Here is a 24,056-nt window from a genome sequence, read left to right as displayed (position 1 = left end):
CATGCGTACGATGAGAGCTAAAATTCTGCTGTCCCTCTCCATTGCCATGCTGATTACGGTCTGTATAACGGTGGTCTTGTTCATTAGGCTCATTGATGACATTCTGGTGAATCAGGCCAAATCCAAGCTCCATGATCAGGCACGGAAAGCCGTCCATATTATGAGTGACGGAGGATTTGATCGGCTGGATAATGCTGAATTTCACTATGTTATCAAGGGTGTGCTTTTATCTGCCGATTATTTTATTTTAAGCACGGATAATCGCATCATCGACTCCAGCGTCGCTGGAATGGAAGGCAAAAAGCTCGAGCGTTTGCTTTTGGTCCGCCAGGGCTTTTTTGCATCGGTCCATCCGTCTGCCCACGATTTGGTTACTACACATGAAGGCGTTGCTGTCCTTTCAGGTAAAAAGATACTGTTTACGAATGAAGAATTGCCCGGGCAACCTTTTCGTATTTTTGTATATTCACCCTTATCTTCTTTAAGAGCTCTTTATGTACCGTTAATGAGAACTACGCTGCTGTCGATCATCGCGAGCTTTCTGGTGATTCTCGTTATTGGTCTGTTGGTTGTTTCACGTCTGGTACGTCCGCTCAAACGATTGAAGGAGGCGGTAGGCAACTATGAGCCGAATCAGCCACAGGATAGTGATTTTCCACAGGCGGACAAAAGCGAAATTGGCGAATTGATTGGCACCTTTCATTCCATGTCCGCCCGCATTCAGCAGCACCACCACAGCCAAATTGAATTTCTACAAAATGTATCACACGAGTTAAGGACACCGTTAATGTCCATTCAAGGCTATGTATATGCCATTCAGGATCAAGTGGTATCTCAGGATGAGGGACTGAGCATTATCAGAGTGCAATCCCAGCGATTAATTGATATGGTGGAAAAGTTGCTTCAGCTATCGAGGCTGGAGGCGCTAACTGAGGAATGGCCTGTCTCTCTGGTTGATCTGAGAAGTATGGCAGAGGACGCTGTTCATCTGTTGATGCCGATGGCCAGTGAACGCTCTATCTCGCTGCGAGTGGAGGGAGAGGGGCTGCATGTGGCCGTGCCGGCCGAGCAATTATTCCGCATGATATTGAATTTGCTGCAAAATGCAGTTCGACATACCTCTACGGAGGTTGTCATTCATTTGGAGACAGGGACAACACCGGAGGTTGTGTGGGCTATGCATGTAGATGATGATGGGAAAGGCCTAACCGAGTCTGAAGCAGCCGAGGTGTTCGGAAGATTCTATACGGGATCAAATGGTGTCACGGGTCTAGGATTGGCTATCTGCCGTCAAATAGCCTCCCGACTGAATGGAGAATTACTTTGTACACGGTCGCCATTAGGTGGGGCACGCTTCAGCTACATTCAACGCATGTCATGACACATGTTATAAATGAGGCAAAAATGGTTAAAAATGATCAATTTATCGCTAAAATATACCGCTAATATGACGTATCATGTCAGGTTTTTGGTGATATTTTAGATATTGCTTGACTGGCGAGCACTAAAATGAGTAAAATTATTCGTATATACCTTGACTCATGAACGTCGTTTTTTTAGATAGTGGTCAATAATAATGATGAATAATAAATGAAAGAGTGATGAGATGAACCGCCTTTTGGAAGTGAAGGACTTAACGATATCTTTCAAGACCCGTCAGGGACTAGTGCAGGCCATTCGTGGCGTAAACTTTCATGTCAATAAAGGAGAGACGCTGGCGATTGTCGGCGAATCCGGCTCAGGCAAAAGTGTAACCTCGCAAGCTGTTATGAAGCTGATCCCAACTCCTCCGGGCGTTTATCAAAAGGGTCAAATTTTGTTTGACGGGGAAGAGTTGATTCATAAAACGGAAAAGCAAATGCAAAAAATTCGTGGTAAGGAAATTGGGTTGATTTCTCAGGACCCTATGACTTCGCTTAACCCGACGATGAAAGTCGGCAAGCAGATCACGGAAGTGCTTTTCAAGCATGAAAAGATATCTAAAGATGCTGCTCGCAAGCGGGGCATTGAGTTGCTGAACCTGGTAGGTATTCCACACCCTGAACAGCGTTTCAACCAATATCCGCATGAGTTCAGTGGTGGTATGCGTCAACGTGTCGTTATTGCGATGGCTTTGGCTGCTAATCCTAAACTTCTGATTGCCGATGAGCCGACGACTGCGTTGGATGTAACCATTCAAGCTCAAATCTTGGAACTGATGAAGGACCTTCAGAAAAAGATCGATACCTCTATCATCTTTATTACTCATGACCTTGGTGTTGTGGCAAAGATGGCAGATCGTGTAGCTGTTATGTATGCAGGACAAATCGTGGAAACAGGTACGGTTAATGAAATTTTCTATAACCCGAAACATCCATATACATGGGGACTCCTCGCTTCCATGCCTAGTTTGGACAGCCATGGTCAGAAGCTGGCTGCGATCCCGGGAACACCACCGGATCTGCTTCACCCACCTGTAGGGGATGCCTTTGCAGCCCGTAGTTCGTATGCTATGAAAATTGACTTTGAGAAAGAGCCACCACTCTATCAATTGTCCGATACACACTTTGTGAAATCGTGGCTGCTTCATCCAGATGCACCTGCGGTTGAGCCACCAGAAGCGGTGAAGGCTAAACTTCGCAAGCTGGATAATGCATTTGAAAAGCCAGTTTTAGTTGAACAATACGGCAGTTAAGGTACGATATAATTTGTAAATAATCTCAAATAATAAATGAAAAAGGCTGTTTCTCCATGTGGATTCATATTACGGAGAAACAGCCTTTTTGCTGTAACACCGCAGGCTACATGGGCCTGTGGTGCTTTGTATTATACGGCACCACTTACAACTTGCCAGAACCGGCTTGGGAAGTGACTTCTGCCTTCACGCTGGCGGATGGGGAGATTTTATCATTCAAGGATGGCTTCCAGCCAACAGAGGAGCTAAGACCCGCACTGGAGCCTGCGTTAACGGCCTGTCCATTCAGAAGTGTGCCCGTATCTGACAAGGCGGTTCCACCAAAAACAGACACAATTTTGGCTGCGGATAGTCCCGCAACGTCAATGACATTGTTTTCAGCAAAGATTTTGGAGGATTTGCCCGCACCCCAAATATACAGCGTAGGGTATTCAGAGCGATTCACATCCCCTGAATAGTAATTGTTATATAGATGAACCTGTCCATAACGTACGCGCGGTGTTCGTTGTACTGTGTTCTCATAATAATTGTGATGCAGGGTTACACGTAAAGCTCCTTCATCTGCTGTTTTGCTGTCGCTGTTGCCGATAATGGATGTTTTGTCATGATCGTAAAAGTGGTTGTATGAAATAGTAACCAGATCGCCTTGGTTAGTCACATCGAGCAGTCCATCATGATGCTGGTATTCTTGACCGTAGAAGGTGCCATTTCCGCTATCGGGGTGAGACCCGTCGTTGAACGTGTTGTGGTCCACCCATACATGTGTAGCTCCATTAATTGTAATGCTGTCATACTCTGAATTCCAGTTGCCTGTGCTGCCATCCGTTGGGTCCCACTGCGGGAAATAATCGTAGGCGTCCTGAAATTCAATATTACGGATAATAACGTTGTCTGTACCCTTTTTCAATTGGAAGTTCGCACCGTTAATGACGGCGTTATTGCCCAGACCAACTATCGTTGTATTGGAGGGGATATCAATAACGACACGACTGGCTTGATTTTTCTGTGAAGCCTTACGTGCGTCTTCTAATGTACCGGAAGGAACCTTTTTCCCCCATGTAGATGGATCATACGCCTTGAGATATGCGTTAAAATCATATTTAGGGTCCTTATAATCATTCAGTCCTAACGGTTTATTGTTATCATCGACGTTGGCATTGATTGTGCCTTTAACATAAATGATTTTAGGCGTAGTGTTGCTGCTTTTACCTAAGGCATCGACAAGTTGTTTACGGTTCGTTACGGTGAAAATATTGGAGGAAGTAGCAGCAGCTCCACCTGTTGTACCCGTAGAAAAGGCGGCCCAGCCGTTTTTGCTGCCGAGTGTCTCCTTGCCGATATCGCTGGCTGCATGTGCAGGTGCATCCATAGGAGCCAGAGTAGCGAACAGTAACACGGCTGCGATGGCGAGTGAACATCTTTTTTTCATAAAATACCTCCGTATATTGAATTAATAGAGTAGACGAACGAAGGGAGTCCCGGGTACTCCTGTAGTTTCTACATGTTCTATCATACTTTGTGTTCCAGTATTTGTTAATATAATAAAAGTTACATGCTAAAATTTTTGTCTAATTTTTTATATAATTCAATATAGTCCTGTTTTTTTCAATCAAAACGCATATACAAGAATGAAAACGTTAACAATCACACGAAATAAGAATTGTATATATGATTATATGGAATTTTTCGGTGAATAAAGATAGAATCATTTTTCTCGTAATGTTAACGATTTCAAGTCAAAATGCGAAAAAAAATGACAGGGGAATTATGGATTTTTGTAGAATCCTCAGGTACAATGCTTTTAATCAAGCTGAGGAGGAATGGGCATTATGGCAGAGCATTTAGCAGATATCTTGAAGTTGTTGAAGCAGAAAGAGTGGGTGGACTTGTCTCACGCCTTTTATCCCGAAATCCCTCATTTTCCGGTTTTTGATAATGTTCAGGTGGATACCCTGTTTACCCATGACGATGGCTTTTTTGTAAAACAATATTGCTTTCCAGGGCAGTATGGAACTCATATCGATGCTCCCGTTCATTTTGTGAAGGGTAAACGTTATTTACATGAGCTTTCGTTGAAGGAGCTAGTTTTGCCGCTCGTTGTTATCGACCGTTCAGCAGCCGTGGCAGCCCATTCCGACTATGAGCTTACGGTTGCTGATATTCTGGATTTTGAAAAAGAGCACGGACGCATTGCCGATCAGTCCTTTGTCGCCTTTCGCAGTGATTGGAGCAAGCGTTGGCCTGACCCTGATGCCTTCTCGAACAAAGACACCGCCGGAGACGCACATTGCCCGGGTTGGTCGCTGGATGCGCTGCGCTTTTTGGTAGAGGAACGAAATGTTGCTGCGATCGGACATGAAACACTGGATACTGACTCCTCTGTAGCTTATCGAAAAGCGGGCAAGCTGGTAGGAGAATACTACATATTAGAGCAGGATCGGTATCAAGTTGAGGTGCTGAAGAATTTGGACAAGCTGCCCCCGACGGGTGCAGTCATTTATAATATTGTTCCGAGCATTCAGGATTCTCCCGGATTTCCGGTGCGCTCTTTTGCCATTTTGCCTTAATCATGCAGTATCCAGTCAATTTGAAAATAGACTAGATTATTGAGAATTTAAAAGACCGATGCAGATATTAACATCTGAATCGGTCTTTTTCTTGCTTATTCGGGGTAGTGTCCAGCATGAATCACCATTCAGTCCAGGTAGGTTCAACATTATTGAAACGCCTTATGTGATAATTGTTACGGTAGGGGCAGAGATGGTAGGCTGGGTTGTGATGGTGGAGGTTGTGCCGCTAAAATCAGATATTTCTATGACAGCGGGGACACCTGGTGTAATATCTACGGAGGCAATGACCAGACTTGCCGTGGTTAAGGTGAATAAGGAGCTCTGCTGAATAACTCCATTAATATAATAATTAGCAGAATCAGTAGCCGTTAATGTTGGCAAAGCAACAACTGGAGTATCGGAGTCATCTACGAAGCTGGCAGCAGGAATAGTTGTTGTTGTTGCTCCGATCATCCCGGCTGTAATTGTTGCAAAAAAACGAGTCACGGCTGGGGTTACAGTCGTGCTTATAGCACCACCCGTTGCTACGGGAGCAGTAGCTACTGCTGTGTACACAGGTTTTATGATTGGCATAGTTCTCATCTCCTTTCTATACTGGTATGAGCCACTAAGTGGCTCTTAATCAATAAATGATTTTTCAACCAATTCGGAAACGGCATATGAACCTTCCTAATTAATAATAGGGTAAATGAAGAAGGCCCTAATTTGCTGCGCCAAAAATGTAAGCGAATACTTGGTATCTGTATGCTACAAATGCCTAAGACTCTAAGGGGAGATGTGCATACAATACATAAGCATGAGAGGAGGGGGATACGGCTGGTATGAGGAGACGTGATGCATCACTAAGGAGGCAGGGAAAGAGGACGATACATTGCAAGATTAACAAATGTAAAAAGTGTAAATCCAGGCATCCATCCAAAGGTAAAACAAAAACAGGGTTGCATGCCCGAAAGCATCCAAAGCTAATTATTATACACCCGCGCTTCAAAAATACTTCTGCCAAGCGGAGGAGGGGATCGGGGCAGACAGAAAAGCAAGGTCTACCGGGTTCAGCAGGAATGCCGGGCGAAGCCGGGGTGACAGGAGCGCCAGGCGTACCGGGAACTGCGGGAGCACCAGGAATACAGGGTCCAGCAGGAATACAGGGAGCACCCGGAGTGCCCGGTCCAGCTGGAGCTCCAGGTCGTGCAGGCGCACCCGGTTCTTCCGGGGCACAGGGTATACCAGGCCCTCCCGGAGCCCAGGGCATGCCTGGTCCTCCCGGAGCCCAAGGCATACCCGGTCCTTCCGGAGCCCAGGGTGTAACCGGTCCAACGGGAGCCCAAGGTATAACTGGTCCAACCGGTCCGGCACCTGACATCTCCAATATTGAAATTGTCCCTACAGCTGAGCGGTATTTTTATTTTACTCCTGACCCGATTGAATCTTCAGTCACGATTATGGCGGATCAATTTTCTGTAGATGGTGTGCAGGGGCCTTCTCAGCGGTTTCATGTCGGAAGCAATAGTTACGCCAATCTGTACATTAATGGCATGTTACAAGAAAGGACATTGTTCAGCTTGACACCTTCATCGCTCACGATTCACCTCGGCGAAGGGGAGACCATTTCTTCCGGTACACCTATTATTGTGGAAATTGTTCAATTTAGTGTGCTCTATAGTGCATGACATCGCTCGTGATCAGTACTTCATGGATTTGTGTTATAGACAGCGCATAGGTCGCCCGTTCGTGGTGAGGCAAACCAGAGGCGGATACAGCAGCCTCTTGAGACCATGAGTCCTTGCGTCCTCAATTAGTTTACTCCTTTTTATTAACGGTTCAAAACGCCCGCTTTTATTCGGTTACATATATATTTTATAGGAATAAAACGAGGCGATACACGTATCATTTAACGTATTCATGACCATTCATTTATAAAAACATGATATTTTAGGTTCATTCCAATGGATTTTTAAATTAAAGCATACAGACAGGATGAATATGCATAAATAAGATTTGCATTTTAGTTAGTAATCACTTACTATTATCCTATGAATAAGAAAACTCATGTAGACAGCAAAAAGAAGGATATTCTGCAGGCAGCGATGTGTTTATTTGCAACCAAAGGAATTGACGGGATTTCGGTCAAAGAAATTGCAGAGGCTGCCGGTGTGACGGATGCCGCCATTTATAAGCATTTTAAGAGTAAAGACGCAATGGCTTTGGAAGTATTCGGACAGTATTGCAATAGCTACACCACTTTAATTGACTTTTATCGCAAGCAAAGTGGGAGCTTTCTCAGTCGTTTCCACCAACTGGTGGATGAAGTACTGAATATGCATGATGAGGACCAATATGGATTGCTTTTACTGTCACAGCATCATGAGCTGTATGTCGAAGCAAGCCAGAGTCAGAATGTACGTCAGCCGCTGGAGGCGTTGACTGAATTTATCGAACAGGGGATTCAACAAGGTGAACTGCCGAAGCAGGATGCTCAGCTATCCGGCGTGCTCGTGATTGGAGCCATTACACGCTTGTCCGTGTCCAGCCTGGAAGGTGAACTGCCACAGCGGCTAGTTCCATTGGCAGCAGAGATCAAACAACGTTTAACGGCTTTATTAAGTAAAGGTCAGTAGTGGCCTTTTCTTTTGAATATAAAGTTAGTGTTTTCTAACCAAAATTATTATATGGAGTAGGGAGTGGCTTATATGTCTAAAAGAATACTGGTGATTCAGGGGAATCCGATCGCTGACAGTTACGGAGAAGCGCTGGCTCAATCCTATGTAAAAGGAGCGGAAGGTGCGGGAGCTGAGGTTCGTTTGTTGCAGCTGTCCGCGTTGGAGTTTAATCCCAATCTATCAGGAGGTTATCGGAATAAGCTGGCGCTAGAGCCTGATTTAATTCAAGCACAGGAATGGATTAAATGGGCAGAACATCTCGTATTTGTCTTTCCGATCTGGTGGGGCAGCTTGCCTGCATTAATGAAAGGGTTTATTGACCGTACCTTTATGCCAGGATTTGCGTTTAAATATCAAAAAGGAAAACCCCTGCCTGACAGGCTCTTAAAGGGAAGAACGGCCCGCCTGATCAGCACGATGGATGGTCCGCACTGGTATTACCGACTTTTTCAGGGACAGCCTGGGCACCGGATGATGAAGGATTCCACGTTACATTTATGCGGTGTCAAGCCGGTACGTGCTACGACTATTGACCTCATGAATAAGAGGACAGACCAACAGCGTAACGAGTGGCTGAGCAAGATCGAGCAGCTAGGTCGAAGCATGAGCTAAGTTTTCGCATCACAATAGCAAATACGCTGATCCATTAACCTATAAGCTTTTGGGAAGCTACAATTTAATTCTGGACTTCGATGTTGGTCTTGTTGATCGAAAGAATGTGGTTCACGCAATTGTCGAGAAACGCCTGGTCGTACGACACCAAAATAAAACAGCACTTGTCGTTCAAATAATCGCTGACCAGCTTCCGAGCATGCAGATTCAGATGGTTGGTCGGCCTGTCAATGAGTAGAAAACGGTTCTTCCTCAAAAACAAGCTCGCCAGCAGCAGATTGAGAAGTGTGGTCTGCCCGGACAGGCAACCACTGTCTCTTGTATACTTCAAGTCCAGCACACTTTTCCAAATTCGCCTGTATCCCGCGTATCACTCTTGTAATAGTACAGGGTCATGTACCCTCAGAGATAAGAATGTTTATACACGTGCTCGTAGCGATAATAGGCGTGCTCGTGATACAGTCAGCCGGTTTGGGGACCAGCGTGTTTGTCCTACTTCAAAAGTAACGGCCTGTGACCTACAGTTCCAGTATGGAACATACAGATTCACAGGCCCAGTTCATTTTCATTCATGGTGGTGGCCGTAAAGCCATGGTAGTTTGGGACAGCCTCTTGATTTATAAAGCACGATTGAATTTCTCGACAAAATGTTCAATGACAGGGTGAATTCGTGAGTCGTCCACTAAGGACATCTTTTCCGGTTTAAACAATTGAATTTTTTTTAAATGGTAATAATCATGGAGGACTTGTTGAATGGTTATTTGGTTATAAAGCAAATACTTCACATTCAGGATTTCCCGGAGCAAAATATCGTCTTGAAGTAAAATGAACTTCTCATTAATCGGATTAAAAACCCCCTTGTTCTTCCCATCTTGATAAAATTTAAGGGTCTGCTGTTCCCTTTTATCCAACGCAGTCTTCAAAACATCGTACATATCTGGAAATACCGTTTGTAAATCCTTCAGAAACACATCAGATATTTTACCAACTAACGATACCGATTGTTCAAACAATTGCTGAAACCAAACCCCAAATGATTGATCGTCATCCTCATTGGTACGGTCCTCTAGCTGCTCTATATAGTCAACAAAAATGCGAACGACACCCTCGATGACTTCCTCTTTTGAAGAAAAATTCTTGTACATCGTTGCCCTGCTAACATCCATAAATTTAGCAATATCGTCCATCCTCATTTGTTGAAACCCGTCTTTCATGAGGGACGGAATCAGTTTTTTCAGCAGCTTGTTTTTTACTTTATCTTGCTGATTCTCCATTGACATTTACGCTCCCCCTTTATCTGTTCCTTCTATTATACACGTTTCCAATAGGTCATAAACAAATTATACATTATAGACAATTTATATGTATTTTGTTTACTTAGTTTTTGTTGTGTGCTATCATTCTTTTTAGCAGAGTGCGAAGGGGGCTTCAAAGAATGGGCCAGTAGATCGGGTTGCTATACTGCACTTACGGTAGCAATTCTGTTTTTATATGAGGTTTTGCGGGAAAGGATATTGTTTCACTTCACCTCTATGCTGTATATGCCGATTCTGGGTTCGAGAATAGTACATCCTAAATGAATTCAAAGGAGTTTTTTAAATGAGAACAATTAATCGAATTTATATTAACGGGGAATTTGTAAAGCCTTATGGCACAGAGGTACAAGAACTTATTAATCCTTCAACTAGAGAAATCATCGGACGTGTTACTTTAGGGAACGAAGAGGATGCCAAACGAGCAATCGCGGCAGCAAAGAAAGCATTCAAGACTTTCTCACGAACTTCAGTGGAGGAGCGCAGTCAAATGCTGCAAAGACTACATGACGCGGTGATGACAAAATTAGAAGTAATGATGGAGGCTAACATCAATGAATATGGTGCTCCGAAGCCCGCTGCCATTGGCCGAGTCAAACTGGCAGCTACAAATTTTTTGGACACGAAAGAAGCACTTGAGGAATTCAATTTCTTTAAGTATATCGGGAAAGCGAAAGTAGTAGCAGAGCCAATTGGAGTTATTGGAATTATTACCCCCTGGAATGCAACCTATTCTCAGATTACTGCAAAGCTAGCTTCTGCCATAGCTGCTGGCTGTCCAGTGGTAATCAAGCCAAGTGAACTTAGCGCGATTCAGGCACATCTGATTACTGAATGTTTCCATGAGGCTGATATTCCAGCTGGTGTTATCAATGTAGTTCATGGTCTTGGCCAAACGGTTGGATTCGAACTGACCCGCAATCCGGATATTGCAATGATCACCTTCACTGGTTCCACTCGAACAGGAAAGGAAATTCGGCGAGGTGCTGTAGATTCGATGAAGCGGGTCACGCTGGAACTGGGCGGCAAATCGCCGAACATCATCTTAGATGATGCTGATTTTTCCACGGCAATTCCGACCGCAGTAAGACAGTGTTATAACAATAATGGGCAAGCCTGCGTTGCAGGGACCCGCCTTTTGGTCCCCAAGCAACGGCTGGAAGAAGTGAAACAGGTAGCTAAAGAAACTGTGGAACGCATTAAAGTCGGCAATCCCTGGGAAGAAGGCACTGAACTTGGTCCAATCGTAACAGAGAAGCAATACAATCAGGTTCAGCGATATATTCAGTCTGGTATTGATGAGGGTGCTGAACTGGTCATTGGAGGTGTAGGGCATCCAGAGGGGTTGGAACAAGGATATTTTGTTAAACCAACAGTTTTCGCTCAGGTGACAGAAGACATGACGATCGCCAAGGAAGAAATCTTTGGTCCCGTCTTATCGATTTTAACTTACGAGACGGAAGAGGAAGCCATCGAAATGGCTAACAATACAGAGTATGGCCTCGGTGCCTACGTGAGTTCCTCGGACATTAAAAAAGCCAATGAAGTGGCAGCCCAAATTGCTGCTGGTGTTGTACTCATTAACGGAGCAGGTTTTGAAATGAAGGCACCGTTCGGGGGATTCAAGCAATCGGGTATCGGCAGAGAATACGGATTACATGGGCTGGAGGAATGTTTGGAGACGAAAACCATAACAGGCTATGACTCGGCCCAATAATCAAACACAGTGCTGATCCTTTCCTCCTTAACAGCTCGGTATCAGCTAACTTCGCTGATCCTCGAACGGCGAATGTAGCGAAAAGGCTAGATTGACTTCAAAAAGAAAAACACCGCAAGGGGAGCAACTAGCTCGCATTGCGGTGTTTGGAATCACTCATGTTTTCCAATCCACGTTATATAAATATGGATGCAACGATTAAAACAAATCCGATCACTAGACCGGCAGGGCCCCAATAGTGCATGGGGATAAAAAACAAACTGTGTTGAGTTCCCATCCGATAGCGTTGCCCTGTTTCCATATCAACTAGCACTTTGTCTGAGTCGGCGTTGAGTGCTTTTCCCAAATGCCAGATAATAACTCCTGACACAATGAACACAAAAGCCATTGGCAGTCTTGAATCTATAGAGTCAAGCCCTAGAGCGGATACCAAACTCCCGACAATAAAAAATAAAATTGCTGGAATAATGACGTTTAAAATACCGAAACCCTTCCAAATAATCACTTGCAAACTTCCTTTCTGATTAGTTTACGTTCATGGTGCGTCCTGCGTCGAAATAAATTTCAAATCCAACATATGTATTTATCGGTTAAAAGAGAGATTTAGTTTACAAAATGCCCCATTCAATGTGGGATTTACAATGTGTAAAACTGGAAGAACAAAAAAACCGTTTCTCCACCTCTTCATAGTCTCAGCATAATCTGACCTGAAGGAGGAAAATCGGCTTTTTGAATAAACAAAGTGAAGTCCTATGCCTATTCGGCGGCTGCTTTTGCTTGCTCTGCTATGAAATGAACAGGCTTCATAATCCGGCTCAGCATGTCCTGTTTCGGACGATTCCAGGTAGTCCAGTCATCCAGCAGTAGACCGCCTGTGTCGCCGCTATTCGGATTGAGGGACCAATACGTAAAGTACAGGTTGTTGGCACCGATATAGTCAACAAGCGCATTTTGCCATTTCCCCTCAGGGGACGACAAATCAACATTGCGGCCGCCGAATTCACCGACCAGCACTGGGGCAATGTTTTGCTTGCTGATGTAGCCCCAGGTTTGATCCCAGATCGCTGGCAGGTTGGATGGGAAGGTCGAGTCGTTGAACCATGGCTGTGAAGACACACCAGGGCCGTAGTCATGTGGAGAATAGACGACACGGTTCGGTACGTCCAGAACGACAGGATAATTAGCTACACCTGTCAAGTTGCCGCCCCACCAGTATTGGCTGTTGTTGCCTTTGACATTGTGATCCACACCTTCTACGAGAATCAGCCAATTCGGATTCACGGACAGAATGGCATTCCCTGCACGCTGCGCCGCAAGACGCCAGTCTGTGGAGACATCGCCTGTCCCCCAGCTTGCCTGACCGTGTGGCTCGTTGTGTAAATCTGCACCAATAACGGTAGGATTGTTTTTATATCGTTCGGCCAACATCTTCCAGTCACTAATCCAGCGGGACTCAGGGTACTGGGAGGTATACCAGAGCTCCGATTGCCCACCTGAGCCTGGACGGTGACGGTCAAGGATAATCTGGATACCGCGTTGTCCAGCTTTTTCGATCAGCTTGTCCATAATTTGAATCGGGGTCAATCCGACCAGATCAGGATTTTTGTAGTAATCAATACTGTCCGCACGGGAACTGGAATCGAATAGCTGATTGCTATAAGGCAGACGGATGAGATTATAGCCTTCCTTCTTCACCTGATCCAGCATGTCGTCCATTGAGCGGCTCCACAGTCCATGCAAGGTGTAATTAGGGGTTTCCAGACCGAACCAGTTCAGACCGTTAAATGCAGCTTCTTTCCCGGTTTCATCTACAATCTTGTTTCCTTGAGTGTGGTAATATCCTTTCACACTGGCTGCATCTGCTGAAGGGGGACTGTAGCTATACAGCGTAAAGCCCATGACGAGGGAGGCAATGACGAAAAATGTTTTTTTTAACCCTTTTTTCTTCATAATTCTGCTTCCTCCTTGATTAAATTTATTTGTAACCGATTACATTTTCATTTTATGTTCAAATCTTCCATCAGACAAGTTCATAAAATTCGTATATTTTTAAGATTTTGTTCGAACTCATTAGATTTTTAACAACGGAAGGTTAAGTTTTCCCCTACACATTTCATGATAATCTTTTTTAGAAGAAGACCTGCAAGTATGTTATATTTAACAAACGGCAATCGTGATGAACAGATATATAGTGATTTTTAGAAAAGGATGAGATTATTTTGGAAAACAATGAAACGCAACAGGAATTTACAGAAGTATATGAGCAGCTTAAAGTAGCTGCAAACCGCACCTCCGATTGGAAAACGCGTCTAGCTGCGGTGAATGAACTAGGGGCATGGAAAAACCAGCAAACGATTGACTTGCTGACACACCGTTTGAACAATGATACAGTATATGCTGTGCAGGAAGCCGCTTACCGCACACTTCAGGAATGGGGCGAGAATGTACAGCCGCCTGTGCGCAAAGAGGGTGAGCTTGTTAAGGGGTTGACGAAGATCCTGGTGCGGATTAAAAAAAGTCTGCCAGCCGACCATACCTATAACGATTTTCGCGAGAAGCTGCGTAAGATGAGAGTCGATATTTATGATATCTATGAAGGCAACAAGGGTGCTGAATTTGATCAGTGGCTAGAACAAAAATGGGCTTCGTTATCGACAAGATAATGCCTGAACCCTGCCATTGATGTATTTCTGAGGACTGCTATTACTGTTGCTAATGCAAACCAAGTCTTAACAAGGATTAGGGTATATCTTTGTTAAGGCTTTTTAATATTCGGAAGAAAAAAATGAGAAACAAACTATACATAAACTTGGAGGAACAGCGGGGGTAGTAGCTCTATCAAGTGTCAGCAGAAAATAAAGTATTAGACTAGATTTCTTTATTTCACGCGTTTTTTCGAATTGTAACACCGCCAGACTCCATAAAATAAGTGTTAGACTGACTTAGAAATTGAAACAGCGACAGCTAAGAACGAGAAAATAAAGTCCTAGACTGTCGCTGTTTCATTGAACTAACGTTCCTACGATAGCTTAATGATCTGTGTGTTTATAGCTTGCCCTGTCTAATCCAGGACCAAATTCGGTAAGATCCAAATAAGGCCATAAAAAGTACAAAATGATACCGGTAATCCAAATACCGAATCGGTTTATCTATTAGTCTACAGGACAAGTTATCTAACGCTATTTTGTGAAATAATGTCCTTGCTCCAGATCTGCGAGAAGTCCATCTTGGACAGGCTTCCAGCCGAGCAACTCCTTCGTCCCATCACTTGATCTTGCTAAGTCAAGTGACGCGACCATGCCTAGAAAACTGAAAATCGCATGTGCCTCTTCACGCGGGATGCTGACTACAGGCACATCCAGGTGACAACCGATGACGCCGGCAATGTCGCTGAACGGGAATGCCTTCGTCGTTCACGCCATCCAGTCGTGAGCCTGCAGGAGCAGTATATGAAGAACTCGGGCTCATCGAATAAATAAAAGGTAAATATTTAAAAAGGACAGGAATACTCGAAAGTATCCTGCCCTTTTGCTGCAGCATTATGTTTTTAAAATATAATCATTTAACCAATTTTCGTAGAGAATCTTTAAACTGTGCCAATTCAGGCCCTAATGTCCCAAAGAACTCTAAATCTATAGATTCAACAATGGGTACAGCTTTACTGATAATTTCTACACCTTTTTGGACAATTTCAATGGAATTGGCCCTTGAATCTATAGGACTTTGCTTTCTACTTACAAGTCCATTTTTTTCAAGTGTACGGAGCATTTGTGAAACTGTCATTACATCAATTTCTGAAACACTCGATATTTTGGCCTGCGTTATATGTTTTTCAAATTGACTTAAATAATTAAGAGTACTCAACACAACAAACTGAGGATGGGTTATTCCTAAATTGCTTAATGCTGACTTTATTCTGCCATGCCACTTATTATATGTTTTAACAAACAGCAATCCAGTTGATTCATCAGCATTGTTCTTAAACATGGAGTTAAATTCCATTAAGCTTCAACTACTTCTTTAAATTTCCACAATACTTTTGGGAAATCCGAAAAAATTTGAGTCAAAACATTTAATGCAATTTCATTATCCTCATCAGAAGAAATTGAATGTTTTACAAATAGTTGTCCGTCTTCTTCGGTGATATCATGGCAAAAATAAAATGTACCTGCGTCTGGGATAGTATACTTATCGTGATAGACTTCGTTTTCAACTATCTTTGATAAAACAAATTCCATTGCTGGCATGTCCTTCAATTTCATTCGCCCAGTAGTGCCATTTTTTATTTCCCCATCAAATTGAAGCTCTTCTAAGTCTTCCTCCCATAAAGCACGTTTTTCTTTGTCAATATAGTGTTCCCAAATTTTCTCTCTTGGTGCATTAAAAGCAATCTTAATCCCAATTTTCATTATCACAACTCCTTTATAAGTTCACTTATTATATGTATACTTATAATAATGCATCATCCAAGTAATGTCAATAAAAAAGGGTGCAGATAATCACCCAGTTATGTTATGTAACGCTGAATTGGATGCTGACATACAGGAAGCTGCTGAATGAAGATCCACAGCAAGCTGAGGCTATGATGGCGGAATTACGTCTTAGAATTAACATCTAACCGTATAATAGTGAAAAAGCTCTTGGGACGTAAATTCCGTCACAAGAAGCTTTTTGCGGCTCACAAATAATAACCATCGCATAGTTCAAGCCATTGGCTGCTCGTTAGCTTAAGGACGCATCGGAAGTCTAATACTTTATTTTCCCAATACATTAAGCGAAATAATTCCAAGGAGAGCTGTCCGTTTGATCCAACTCTGCTAAAAATATGCCAACAAAGGAGAACGATGCGCTAGAATAGAAAAATAGAAAGCGTTATCATTATCGGCTTTTCTGCGATGATTCAGGGGGAGACGGCATATGCGTTCAAGGTTTCAACCATTCAACACGTTGCGTAATCAAATTTTTATCGGCTTTATATTGGTGATGCTCATTATGATGAGTGTGGCGGGGGCGTTCATTTACCTTAATGTCTCTCACTTGTTAAAGGACAGCGCAGAGCGGCACATTGGTCAGACTGCAGTACAAGCAAGCGGCAGGCTGGATGCTTTAATCGGCCAGATGGACAGCCTGACCGAGCAGGTGGCGAATCACCCGTCTGTTCAGCATATTTTGCTGGAGGAACGCAATGGGAGTCAGGTGACTTTCGAACAGCGCCAATCGCTACTGCAAGTGATGCATAGCTATCAGGCCTACATGCCGAGTGTTGGTTCATTGGAGCTGTACACCGCCGAAGGGAAGATGTTGTTTCCAATTCGAGAGGGCAGCCTGGAGGATCGGATCGGACAGGCGGACATCCGGGAAGCAAATCAAATGAAAGGCAGGCTGGTCTGGATCGGCATAGATCCTGAGGACCCTCGGTCACTGCTGGCAATCCGGCAGGTGAGCCTGGTGGATCGCTGGTTTTCACGCGGCGGATATCTGATTACCCGCATGGAACGAAGTTATTTTGGGCTGAATGGTGCACCAGCAACTAATGAAGAAGCGAATGAAACCATGCTGCTTATAGATCGCCGAGGGCAGCTGCTGTCGGGTGAGCCTATGGATCGAACCAATTTATTAGATATTCTGCACAGCAAGACACAGACGGTTCATATTGGGGAACGGGAATATGTCAAGGCGGTTCAGCAGTCAGAGCGGACAGGCTGGTCGCTGCTGATCCTGATTCCGGTTAGCGTCGTCACAGACGGAATTACGGTTTTACGGACGACACTTATTATTTCTGCGTCTCTAGGGGCCGTATTATTCCTGTTCATGTCCTTTATGCTGTCCACGTTGATTACAAGACCGATAGGTCAGTTGATTCAGGCGATGCGCCGTTCACGGGAAGGGGCGTTAGTCTTGAATCCAGAACCTGCAGCAGCAGTTGAATTACGGGAATTAAACGCAGAGTACAACACGATGATTGTTGATATCAATGATCTGATCCGCGTCATTTGTGAAAAGGAGGCTTTGCAAAGCCAAACCGAGCTTAAAGCACTGCAGGCGCAGATTAATCCGCATTTTCTTTTTAATACACTGGATGCTTTTAACTGGTCGCTACAGGAGAAGGGGGAAGAGGAGCTTGCCGGGCTGATGGTGTCCATGTCGCGGCTGTTTCGTTATGTGATCGAACCGGCTCATCATGACTCTTGGGTGACACTAGGGGAAGAAATGGCACAAGTCCGTCGTTATCTGGAACTGATGGAGATGCGTCTGGGTGAACGCCTGAGCTGGCAAATTCATATGCCGTCAGAGGCGGCGAGAATTCCGCTTCCAAAACTGTTGATCCAGCCGATTCTTGAAAATGCAATCTTACATGGCGTCGAAAATCGTATCGGCAACGGCCGGGTTGAGATTCGAGTCACTCCTTCGGAGAGATTGGGTTGGACCAAAATTGAGGTTACAGATAACGGACCTGGAATGACAGAGGAGGGACTTGCAGCTGTGCGTACAGCACTGATGGAGGGGGCTGCCTGCCAGAGCAAGGGAACCGGTATGGGGCTGGTTAATGTGCAGCGTCGGCTTGCTCTCTACTATGACAGCGCAGCTTATCGAACAGACGGCGTGCTGATCCATAGTGCTGTGCAGGAAGGAACAGTGGTTACTTTTGAAATTCCTGATGAATATGGAGGGCGATAGGCATGAGCATTTCATCCAAGACCATTGTCATTGTAGATGATGAACAAAGAACACGTCAGGGGATACATCAAACACTGGAGCAGTGGGCCGCCGGGAAATACCGGATTATGACATCAGGTAATGGCCTGGAGGCATCACATATGCTGCAAGCAGAGAAGGTGCATCTGCTGATTACAGATGTCCGGTTGCCGGAATTCAGCGGGCTGGATTTAATCCGTTCTCTGGAACGGGATTCACATCGACCAGCGATCATTGTGATCTCGGGATATGCGGAGTTTGATTATGTCCAGCAGGCGCTTCGTCTCGGAGCCGTTAATTATTTGCTCAAGCCGATTGATAAGCAGGAGCTGCTGAATGCGGTGAATGAAGCGCTGCAGCTGGAAGAGGAACGGCAGCGGTACAAGAAGCTGGACAAGCTGGCTGACCCTGTTCTGCTGGAGCTTGACCTCCAAACAGCTACGCTTAGTGATCCGGTACGGCAAGCCTTTGCCTATATGGCGGAGCATCTTCACGAGCCCATTACGATGGCGCAGACTGCGGCGCATTCACACCTGAATGCGAGCTATTTTAGCGTTTTGTTTAAGGAGCAAAGTGGTTTGTCCTTTAGCGAATATCTGCACCGGCTACGGATTCAACGAGCCAAGGAGCTGCTACTGCATACTCAGTTAACAATTGCCCAAATCGGCGAGCGCTCAGGCTACCGGACAGATAAATATTTTATTAAAGTATTCAAAGCGACCGAGGGAGTCAGTCCCAGCCGGTATAGACAGCAGATGCGTACAGGACCGGAGAATATCGATTGACAGTAGCGGATGCTCACAATCCAATAAAAGTGGAATTATACCCAATGAGCGTACCCTGTCGGAAGCAAAAATGGAGTGCTAAACTTACAAATGATAACGGTTACAAAAAATATATTACAACAAACGGAGGTCTAACGATGTCCAATAAGTCTTTTTTGCGTAAGCGCTCTCACCGGAAATGGGTTGCTGGGTTGACCCTGCTGCTGTCATTCATGCTAGTGCTGTCTGGTTGTGGTGGTAAGGATGGTCAAGGTGGTTCCAGCGGAGCAGGAGGAAAGGTTACACTCAAAATGATGCACCTGTGGCCAGAGGGAAGCTCGGCACAGCAAAGTAAGCTTGTGACTCAGATTATAGATCAATACGAAAAGGATCATCCGAATGTCGTCATACAGCAGGAAGTGCTGGAAAATGAACAATATAAAAATAAACTCAAAGTGCTGTCAGCTTCCAATGAATTACCGGATATCGGCATCACCTGGGCAGCGGGCTTTATGGAGCCTTACGTTAAAGGTGGATTATTTACGCCGCTGGATGACCTGTTGCAAGCTTCCAAGCTGAAAGACAAATTCGTACCAGGAACGACCGAAGCGTATGCGCTGAACGGCAAAACATATGCGCTTCCAATCGAATTGAACATAACCCCCATTTATTACAACAAAGCCATATTCCAAAAATACAACTTGAAGGTGCCTGCGACATTTGATGAATTTAAGCAGGTGGTGAAGACACTTGTAGATCATGGAGTTGCACCGATTGCATTGGGCAATAAAGACCGCTGGACGGGTTCGCTTTGGTACATGTATCTGGCAGACCGTATAGCAGGTAGCGAAACGCTGAAAAAAGCAATTGACGGCTCAGGCTCGTTCGATGACCCTGGTTTAATCCAGGCGGCCTCCGAAATCCAGACCCTGGTGGATATGAATGCCTTTAACAAAGGATTTAACGGCTTGTCCAATGATGAAGGAAAATCCGAGTTTATGAACGACAAAGCGGCGATGTATTTGATGGCTACTTGGGAGCTGCCGAATTTTACGACTAATCCCGAAATCCCGCAAGCGTTTAAAGATCAAGTCGGCTTCTTTAAATTCCCGATGGTTGCAGGCGGCAAGGGTAACGAGAACAGTTGGGTAGGAGGCCCGGGAGTCGGCTTGTTCGTTTCGGAAAATTCTAAAGTGAAAGAAGAAGCCAAAGCGTTCGTTGAATACTTCGTAGAAAAATGGGGAGAGCAATCGGTCACACAGGCAGGCGTTATTCCAGCGACGAAAGTGGACACCTCCAAAGAAAAATTGCCCAAGCTGTATGTCGATCTGCTGAATGGGCTGAACCAAGCCAGCAACATTACATTGTTCGCCGATGTACAGATGAAGCCGAATGCGGCGCAAGTGCATTTGAACATGATTCAGGCATTGTTTGGTAAAGCGGTGACACCGCAGCAATTTGCCGACCAGCATAAGGCTGCCATCGAGAAAGGAAATTGAAATTGACCACCTGAGGAGGTCTGACCGTGGATAAGGTCATGTCTAATAAGCTCGTCATTGCTCTCTATGTGTTGCCTTCCCTGCTGCTGTTATTTGCCGTGATTTATGTGCCCATCGTACTGACCGGCTATTACGGTCTGAATCAGTGGAATGGAATCGGCGCTATGACTTTCGTAGGGCTGGATAACTATCAACATTTGTTCACAGACAAGGCGTTTTGGCAAAGTGCCTGGCATTCGCTGCTATTAGCCTTGTTTTCAGGCATTAGCTTGATCGGTTATCTGGTCGTTGCAATGATTTTGTCAGGAAAAATCAAGGGAGCGAACCTGCTGCGGAAAATTTATTTGATTCCCATGCTGCTGTCCTCTGTAGCAATCGCTCAATTGTGGCTCAAAATGTATCATCCGACCAACGGCGTGCTAAATTCTTTGCTGACGTCAGTCGGAGTTCACAACCCGCCCGAGTGGCTAGCTAATCCGTCGCTGGTGCTGCTTGCCTTGTTCATCCCGATTATTTGGCAATATGCAGGCTTTTATATCCTGATCTATTATGCCGGGCTGAAAAACATTCCCGAAACGCTGATGGAGGCTGCCCGCATCGACGGAGCCAGTGCTTGGCAGATCGCGACGCGTATCAAATTGCCTCTGCTGCGCGAGGTGATTAACGTGACGATCATATTGTCCATTGTCGGCTCGCTCAAATATTTTGACCTGATCTACGTCATGACAGACGGTGGGCCAAACGGCGCCAGTGAAGTGATGGCTTCGTACATGTACCACCAGGCGTTCCGCAGCTTTGATTTCGGATATGGCAGCGCTACAGCCTTTGCTCTGCTGCTCATCTGCCTGATTGCTACGTGGGTGATTCGTAAGGTGACCGCTACTAATGATACCATCCAGTATTCATAGAACACTCATGCCATTAGATCAGGGGTAACAGAGGACAGAAAGAGGGAGGAACGGATATGAAAACCCAGGCAGCCGCCAACTATCCGCTTGGAGTCGCTACCCGCGGCAAAATGTTAACTCGGGTCGGTTATGCCGCTTTGTATATCATTTTAATCATCTTGGCGGTGACACAGCTTTTGCCACTAGTGTGGCTGATGCTATTTTCGCTTAAAAATAATCAGGAAGTGTTTAACCTTCCACCGTTTGCACTCCCATCCCAGCCGCATTGGGAGAACTATATGAATGTGTGGACCAGCGGCAATATCGGACAGTATTTCTTCAATAGTGTGTGGATCACAGTCATATCTGTGGCGTTGACAGTGCTGCTGGCTAGCTTTGTTACGTTTGCCATTACACGTATGCGGTGGAGAGGGAGTCAGCTGGTTCTAGGGCTTTTTATGGTCGGACTCATGATTCCAGTCCATTCCACCTTGATTCCGCTATTCAGTATGTTTCTCAAATTGCATTTAACAGACACTTCGGTATCCATCATCCTGTCGTATGTCGCTTTTAATCTGCCGACAACGATGATGATCTTGCTAGGCTTCTATTATGCCCTGCCCCGTGAAGTGGAAGAGGCGGCCGTTATGGATGGTTGCTCCGTCAACCGGATGTTCTTCCGCATTGTACTGCCTATGACCACCCCCGTCATGGCAACGACGTCTATTATTAACATGATCTACAACTGGAATGAGTTTATTTTCGTCAATACGTTTATCAGCTCGGACGAAAACAAAACACTGACCGTCGGCGTTCAGAACTTTATCGGACAATATACGACCGACTGGGGCGCAATCGGAGCCACGTTGATGATCAGCATTTTGCCCATACTGCTCGTGTTCCTCATCATGAGTGACCGGATTGTGGAAGGGATCGCAGCCGGATCGGTTAAGGGGTAAATCAAATTTTCCCTGATTAGAAGAGCACCCCCTAGTGTAGACATTGGATCAAACCTTTTGGTTTGTCCGATGAATGCTAGGGGATGCATTTTTGTTGAGTTTAGTTGAGTTGAAGGAAAATGAAGTAGAAAACCCATAATGTTAAGCCTTTTTAGAAAAATTATCCGAATTTATCGACAAACTATTGACATGGCTTATTTGAATCTTTCTAAACTATGATATGGATTCGAAATATTTCCACCAACTTCATCAATTGTTTCTATAATTTCTTTTAAAATTAATTCGTCTATATCCTTATCTTGATTTATTGAATCTTTAATTTTTTGAAAGCAATTTTTTAGTCCGAGGTTTACAACAATTGAAAGAATGATATCTACATCATCATAAGAGTCAGTATTCCACAACCTGTGAAGCACCTTATCTATACTATTTCTTACTTCGATTTCAATAATTCGTAGGTCATAACTTGTCTATCTGTTAATTGACTAAGAATTAATAAAAAATCCTTTTTCTCAATTTTACCAGTATCAAATTCATTCAATACGTATTGAAACATCAACGCTAATGTTTCTGTTGGTAATAGATAGGGTAAATTCTCAATTTCTTTATGATCCATTTTTATTCCTCTTTATTAGGATGTGGAACTTCATTTAAGGATTAATTTTTTAGTCCAAGTTCATCTTTTTTTAATTGTTTATTCCCTATTTTTGTTTAAAATAAGGAAAAAATTCCCATTTTTTGATAAAATCGTTTGCGTAACGCTTCGAGAAATCAATCTGACATTTCGTTATCTCTCTCCCATGTGTTAAGAGAGAGGAATGGAAATTTATCGTTGTCTGCAGACAAGCTGGACTATTTTACTTTTTTGTCTTAGATTTCGATTGTACCAAAAAAGCTCGTTCCTACTTTTAAGATTCAAGTTGGAATAAGCTTCGTGAAATTTCGTTTAGTTATGGGGAAATTTCAATGGATTTTTAAAAGAGTTATTCCACTATTAGGAAAGTCGACTTAATACTTTTTTAATTCGCATTTCTAGTTCTAATTTTTCTTTTTCTAGCAATTGTTCTTCAAAAATATCTGCTATGTTAAACTGCTGTAATTCTTGTTTAATTAGTTTTAATCCATCGATCTTTGGTAGTCTTTGGTTTAATAAGTTTTCAGCTAGTGTGGTATACACGATTATTTTTTCACTTAATGTATTTTTACAATCACGTTCAAATCGCTGAAATACACTAGAAAAAATTTCATCGGGCAAGACATTCTCTTCGTAAATTTGGTTAAAGAAAACATTAACTTCATTTGTCAATTCACCGTAATACCAACATACTCTTGGATAATAGTCTAACATCTTATTTTCCAACTCTTGTAATACAAAATTCTTACGATTAAATAAGTCACTGTATTGCTCAGTGGTTAATTTTTGTTCTTGCTCAATTAAATTAAAATCCAGTTCAGATAATCTTTTGCTTAAATTATTTTTAACAGTATACAAAACTCTTGGAAGAGTTAATAATATCTCCCCGTAAACGACATTAATTAAAGCCTTATCTGTTTCACTTCTATTCATCAATCCTTCAAAATCATAGAATGTTCTTGCAATTGCTTCTTTACTACTCATCATTTCCTCGTTTTTATAATCCTGGTAATTCTCAAGAATACTATCAATTAACTCATCATAATTCCAAGCCATTTCTTAACCACCTTATTC

The 24,056-nt window shown here is 43.9% G+C and carries 24 protein-coding genes and 1 pseudogene; 13 read left to right on the top strand and 12 right to left on the bottom strand.

Annotated features, from left to right (window positions below):
• Position 1: 1 nt before the first annotated feature.
• Positions 2-1,381: a sensor histidine kinase gene (locus FKV70_RS13950; protein ID WP_064796793.1), complete on the top strand. Its 1,380-nt coding sequence runs from the start codon at positions 2-4 to the stop codon at positions 1,379-1,381.
• A gap of 225 nt (positions 1,382-1,606) precedes the next feature.
• Positions 1,607-2,674, top strand: coding sequence for an ABC transporter ATP-binding protein (locus FKV70_RS13945; RefSeq protein WP_063211243.1), 1,068 nt, complete (start codon positions 1,607-1,609; stop codon positions 2,672-2,674).
• A 145-nt stretch (positions 2,675-2,819) separates the two neighbouring features.
• Here FKV70_RS13945 and FKV70_RS13940 read toward each other — a convergent pair whose 3' ends face one another.
• Positions 2,820-4,103: a pectate lyase family protein gene (locus tag FKV70_RS13940; protein WP_142613220.1), complete on the bottom strand. Its 1,284-nt coding sequence runs from the start codon at positions 4,101-4,103 to the stop codon at positions 2,820-2,822.
• A 400-nt stretch (positions 4,104-4,503) separates the two neighbouring features.
• Between FKV70_RS13940 and FKV70_RS13935 the strand changes: the two genes are divergently transcribed.
• Entirely contained in the window at positions 4,504-5,241 is a 738-nt protein-coding gene (locus FKV70_RS13935; protein WP_142613219.1) for a cyclase family protein, read from the top strand.
• 162 nt (positions 5,242-5,403) lie between these two features.
• Here FKV70_RS13935 and FKV70_RS13930 read toward each other — a convergent pair whose 3' ends face one another.
• Positions 5,404-5,817, bottom strand: coding sequence for a DUF4183 domain-containing protein (locus FKV70_RS13930; protein ID WP_063211236.1), 414 nt, complete (start codon positions 5,815-5,817; stop codon positions 5,404-5,406).
• A gap of 248 nt (positions 5,818-6,065) precedes the next feature.
• Between FKV70_RS13930 and FKV70_RS26905 the strand changes: the two genes are divergently transcribed.
• From FKV70_RS26905 to FKV70_RS13915, 3 genes are all read left to right on the top strand, one after another.
• A complete protein-coding gene (locus tag FKV70_RS26905) occupies positions 6,066-6,911 on the top strand; it encodes a DUF4183 domain-containing protein (RefSeq protein WP_142613218.1) in 846 nt (281 codons plus the stop codon).
• A 363-nt stretch (positions 6,912-7,274) separates the two neighbouring features.
• On the top strand, positions 7,275-7,859 hold the full coding sequence (locus tag FKV70_RS13920; protein WP_063211232.1) for a TetR/AcrR family transcriptional regulator: 585 nt from the start codon (positions 7,275-7,277) through the stop codon (positions 7,857-7,859).
• Between the two features lie 72 nt (positions 7,860-7,931).
• A complete protein-coding gene (locus FKV70_RS13915) occupies positions 7,932-8,513 on the top strand; it encodes an NAD(P)H-dependent oxidoreductase (protein ID WP_063211230.1) in 582 nt (193 codons plus the stop codon).
• 70 nt (positions 8,514-8,583) lie between these two features.
• On the opposite strand, the pseudogene FKV70_RS13910 reads toward FKV70_RS13915, so the two are convergent.
• Positions 8,584-8,793: pseudogene (locus tag FKV70_RS13910) on the bottom strand (P-loop NTPase family protein); the annotation flags it as partial.
• 337 nt (positions 8,794-9,130) lie between these two features.
• Entirely contained in the window at positions 9,131-9,793 is a 663-nt protein-coding gene (locus FKV70_RS13905; protein ID WP_064796921.1) for a TetR/AcrR family transcriptional regulator, read from the bottom strand.
• Between the two features lie 319 nt (positions 9,794-10,112).
• Between FKV70_RS13905 and FKV70_RS13900 the strand changes: the two genes are divergently transcribed.
• The gene (locus FKV70_RS13900) at positions 10,113-11,543 is read left to right on the top strand and encodes an aldehyde dehydrogenase family protein (RefSeq protein WP_142613217.1); all 1,431 of its coding nucleotides are present in this window, start codon (positions 10,113-10,115) and stop codon (positions 11,541-11,543) included.
• A gap of 175 nt (positions 11,544-11,718) precedes the next feature.
• Here FKV70_RS13900 and FKV70_RS13895 read toward each other — a convergent pair whose 3' ends face one another.
• Both FKV70_RS13895 and FKV70_RS13890 read right to left on the bottom strand, forming a co-directional pair.
• Positions 11,719-12,048, bottom strand: coding sequence for a hypothetical protein (locus tag FKV70_RS13895; RefSeq protein ID WP_063211224.1), 330 nt, complete (start codon positions 12,046-12,048; stop codon positions 11,719-11,721).
• Positions 12,049-12,299: 251 nt separating this feature from the next.
• A complete protein-coding gene (locus FKV70_RS13890) occupies positions 12,300-13,493 on the bottom strand; it encodes a glycoside hydrolase family 5 protein (protein ID WP_142613216.1) in 1,194 nt (397 codons plus the stop codon).
• A gap of 269 nt (positions 13,494-13,762) precedes the next feature.
• Between FKV70_RS13890 and FKV70_RS13885 the strand changes: the two genes are divergently transcribed.
• The gene (locus FKV70_RS13885) at positions 13,763-14,206 is read left to right on the top strand and encodes a HEAT repeat domain-containing protein (protein ID WP_142613215.1); all 444 of its coding nucleotides are present in this window, start codon (positions 13,763-13,765) and stop codon (positions 14,204-14,206) included.
• A gap of 516 nt (positions 14,207-14,722) precedes the next feature.
• Here FKV70_RS13885 and FKV70_RS26605 read toward each other — a convergent pair.
• The 3 genes from FKV70_RS26605 to FKV70_RS13870 form a co-directional block, all read right to left on the bottom strand.
• Positions 14,723-14,899, bottom strand: coding sequence for a hypothetical protein (locus FKV70_RS26605; RefSeq protein ID WP_244310743.1), 177 nt, complete (start codon positions 14,897-14,899; stop codon positions 14,723-14,725).
• A 202-nt stretch (positions 14,900-15,101) separates the two neighbouring features.
• Positions 15,102-15,530, bottom strand: coding sequence for a MarR family winged helix-turn-helix transcriptional regulator (locus FKV70_RS13875; protein ID WP_231116844.1), 429 nt, complete (start codon positions 15,528-15,530; stop codon positions 15,102-15,104).
• A 14-nt stretch (positions 15,531-15,544) separates the two neighbouring features.
• The gene (locus FKV70_RS13870) at positions 15,545-15,952 is read right to left on the bottom strand and encodes an SRPBCC family protein (RefSeq protein WP_063211216.1); all 408 of its coding nucleotides are present in this window, start codon (positions 15,950-15,952) and stop codon (positions 15,545-15,547) included.
• 508 nt (positions 15,953-16,460) lie between these two features.
• Here FKV70_RS13870 and FKV70_RS13860 point away from each other — a divergent pair.
• The 5 genes from FKV70_RS13860 to FKV70_RS13840 all read left to right on the top strand — a co-directional run bounded on the left by FKV70_RS13860 (position 16,461) and on the right by FKV70_RS13840 (position 22,348).
• Entirely contained in the window at positions 16,461-18,221 is a 1,761-nt protein-coding gene (locus FKV70_RS13860) for a cache domain-containing sensor histidine kinase (protein ID WP_142613214.1), read from the top strand.
• Between the two features lie 2 nt (positions 18,222-18,223).
• The gene (locus FKV70_RS13855; RefSeq protein WP_063211212.1) at positions 18,224-19,024 is read left to right on the top strand and encodes a response regulator; all 801 of its coding nucleotides are present in this window, start codon (positions 18,224-18,226) and stop codon (positions 19,022-19,024) included.
• Between the two features lie 137 nt (positions 19,025-19,161).
• Positions 19,162-20,502, top strand: a complete 1,341-nt coding sequence (locus FKV70_RS13850; protein ID WP_142613213.1) for an extracellular solute-binding protein — start codon at positions 19,162-19,164, stop codon at positions 20,500-20,502.
• A gap of 26 nt (positions 20,503-20,528) precedes the next feature.
• The gene (locus FKV70_RS13845) at positions 20,529-21,410 is read left to right on the top strand and encodes a carbohydrate ABC transporter permease (RefSeq protein ID WP_142613212.1); all 882 of its coding nucleotides are present in this window, start codon (positions 20,529-20,531) and stop codon (positions 21,408-21,410) included.
• Positions 21,411-21,466: 56 nt separating this feature from the next.
• On the top strand, positions 21,467-22,348 hold the full coding sequence (locus FKV70_RS13840) for a carbohydrate ABC transporter permease (RefSeq protein ID WP_063211208.1): 882 nt from the start codon (positions 21,467-21,469) through the stop codon (positions 22,346-22,348).
• Positions 22,349-22,542: 194 nt separating this feature from the next.
• Here the strand turns inward: FKV70_RS13840 and FKV70_RS26600 are convergent, their stop codons facing one another.
• The 3 genes from FKV70_RS26600 to FKV70_RS13830 all read right to left on the bottom strand — a co-directional run bounded on the left by FKV70_RS26600 (position 22,543) and on the right by FKV70_RS13830 (position 24,038).
• Positions 22,543-22,752: a hypothetical protein gene (locus tag FKV70_RS26600; RefSeq protein ID WP_244310742.1), complete on the bottom strand. Its 210-nt coding sequence runs from the start codon at positions 22,750-22,752 to the stop codon at positions 22,543-22,545.
• 29 nt (positions 22,753-22,781) lie between these two features.
• Entirely contained in the window at positions 22,782-22,964 is a 183-nt protein-coding gene (locus FKV70_RS26595) for a hypothetical protein (RefSeq protein ID WP_244310741.1), read from the bottom strand.
• 378 nt (positions 22,965-23,342) lie between these two features.
• Positions 23,343-24,038, bottom strand: a complete 696-nt coding sequence (locus FKV70_RS13830) for an Imm3 family immunity protein (protein WP_063211204.1) — start codon at positions 24,036-24,038, stop codon at positions 23,343-23,345.
• Positions 24,039-24,056: the final 18 nt, after the last annotated feature.

Origin of the sequence: Paenibacillus ottowii (assembly GCF_006874425.1) — a bacterium.
GTDB classification, from domain to species: Bacteria; Bacillota; Bacilli; order Paenibacillales; family Paenibacillaceae; genus Paenibacillus; species Paenibacillus ottowii.
Note: the sequence above shows the minus strand (reverse complement) of the source record. Positions and strands in the feature narration are given on the sequence as shown.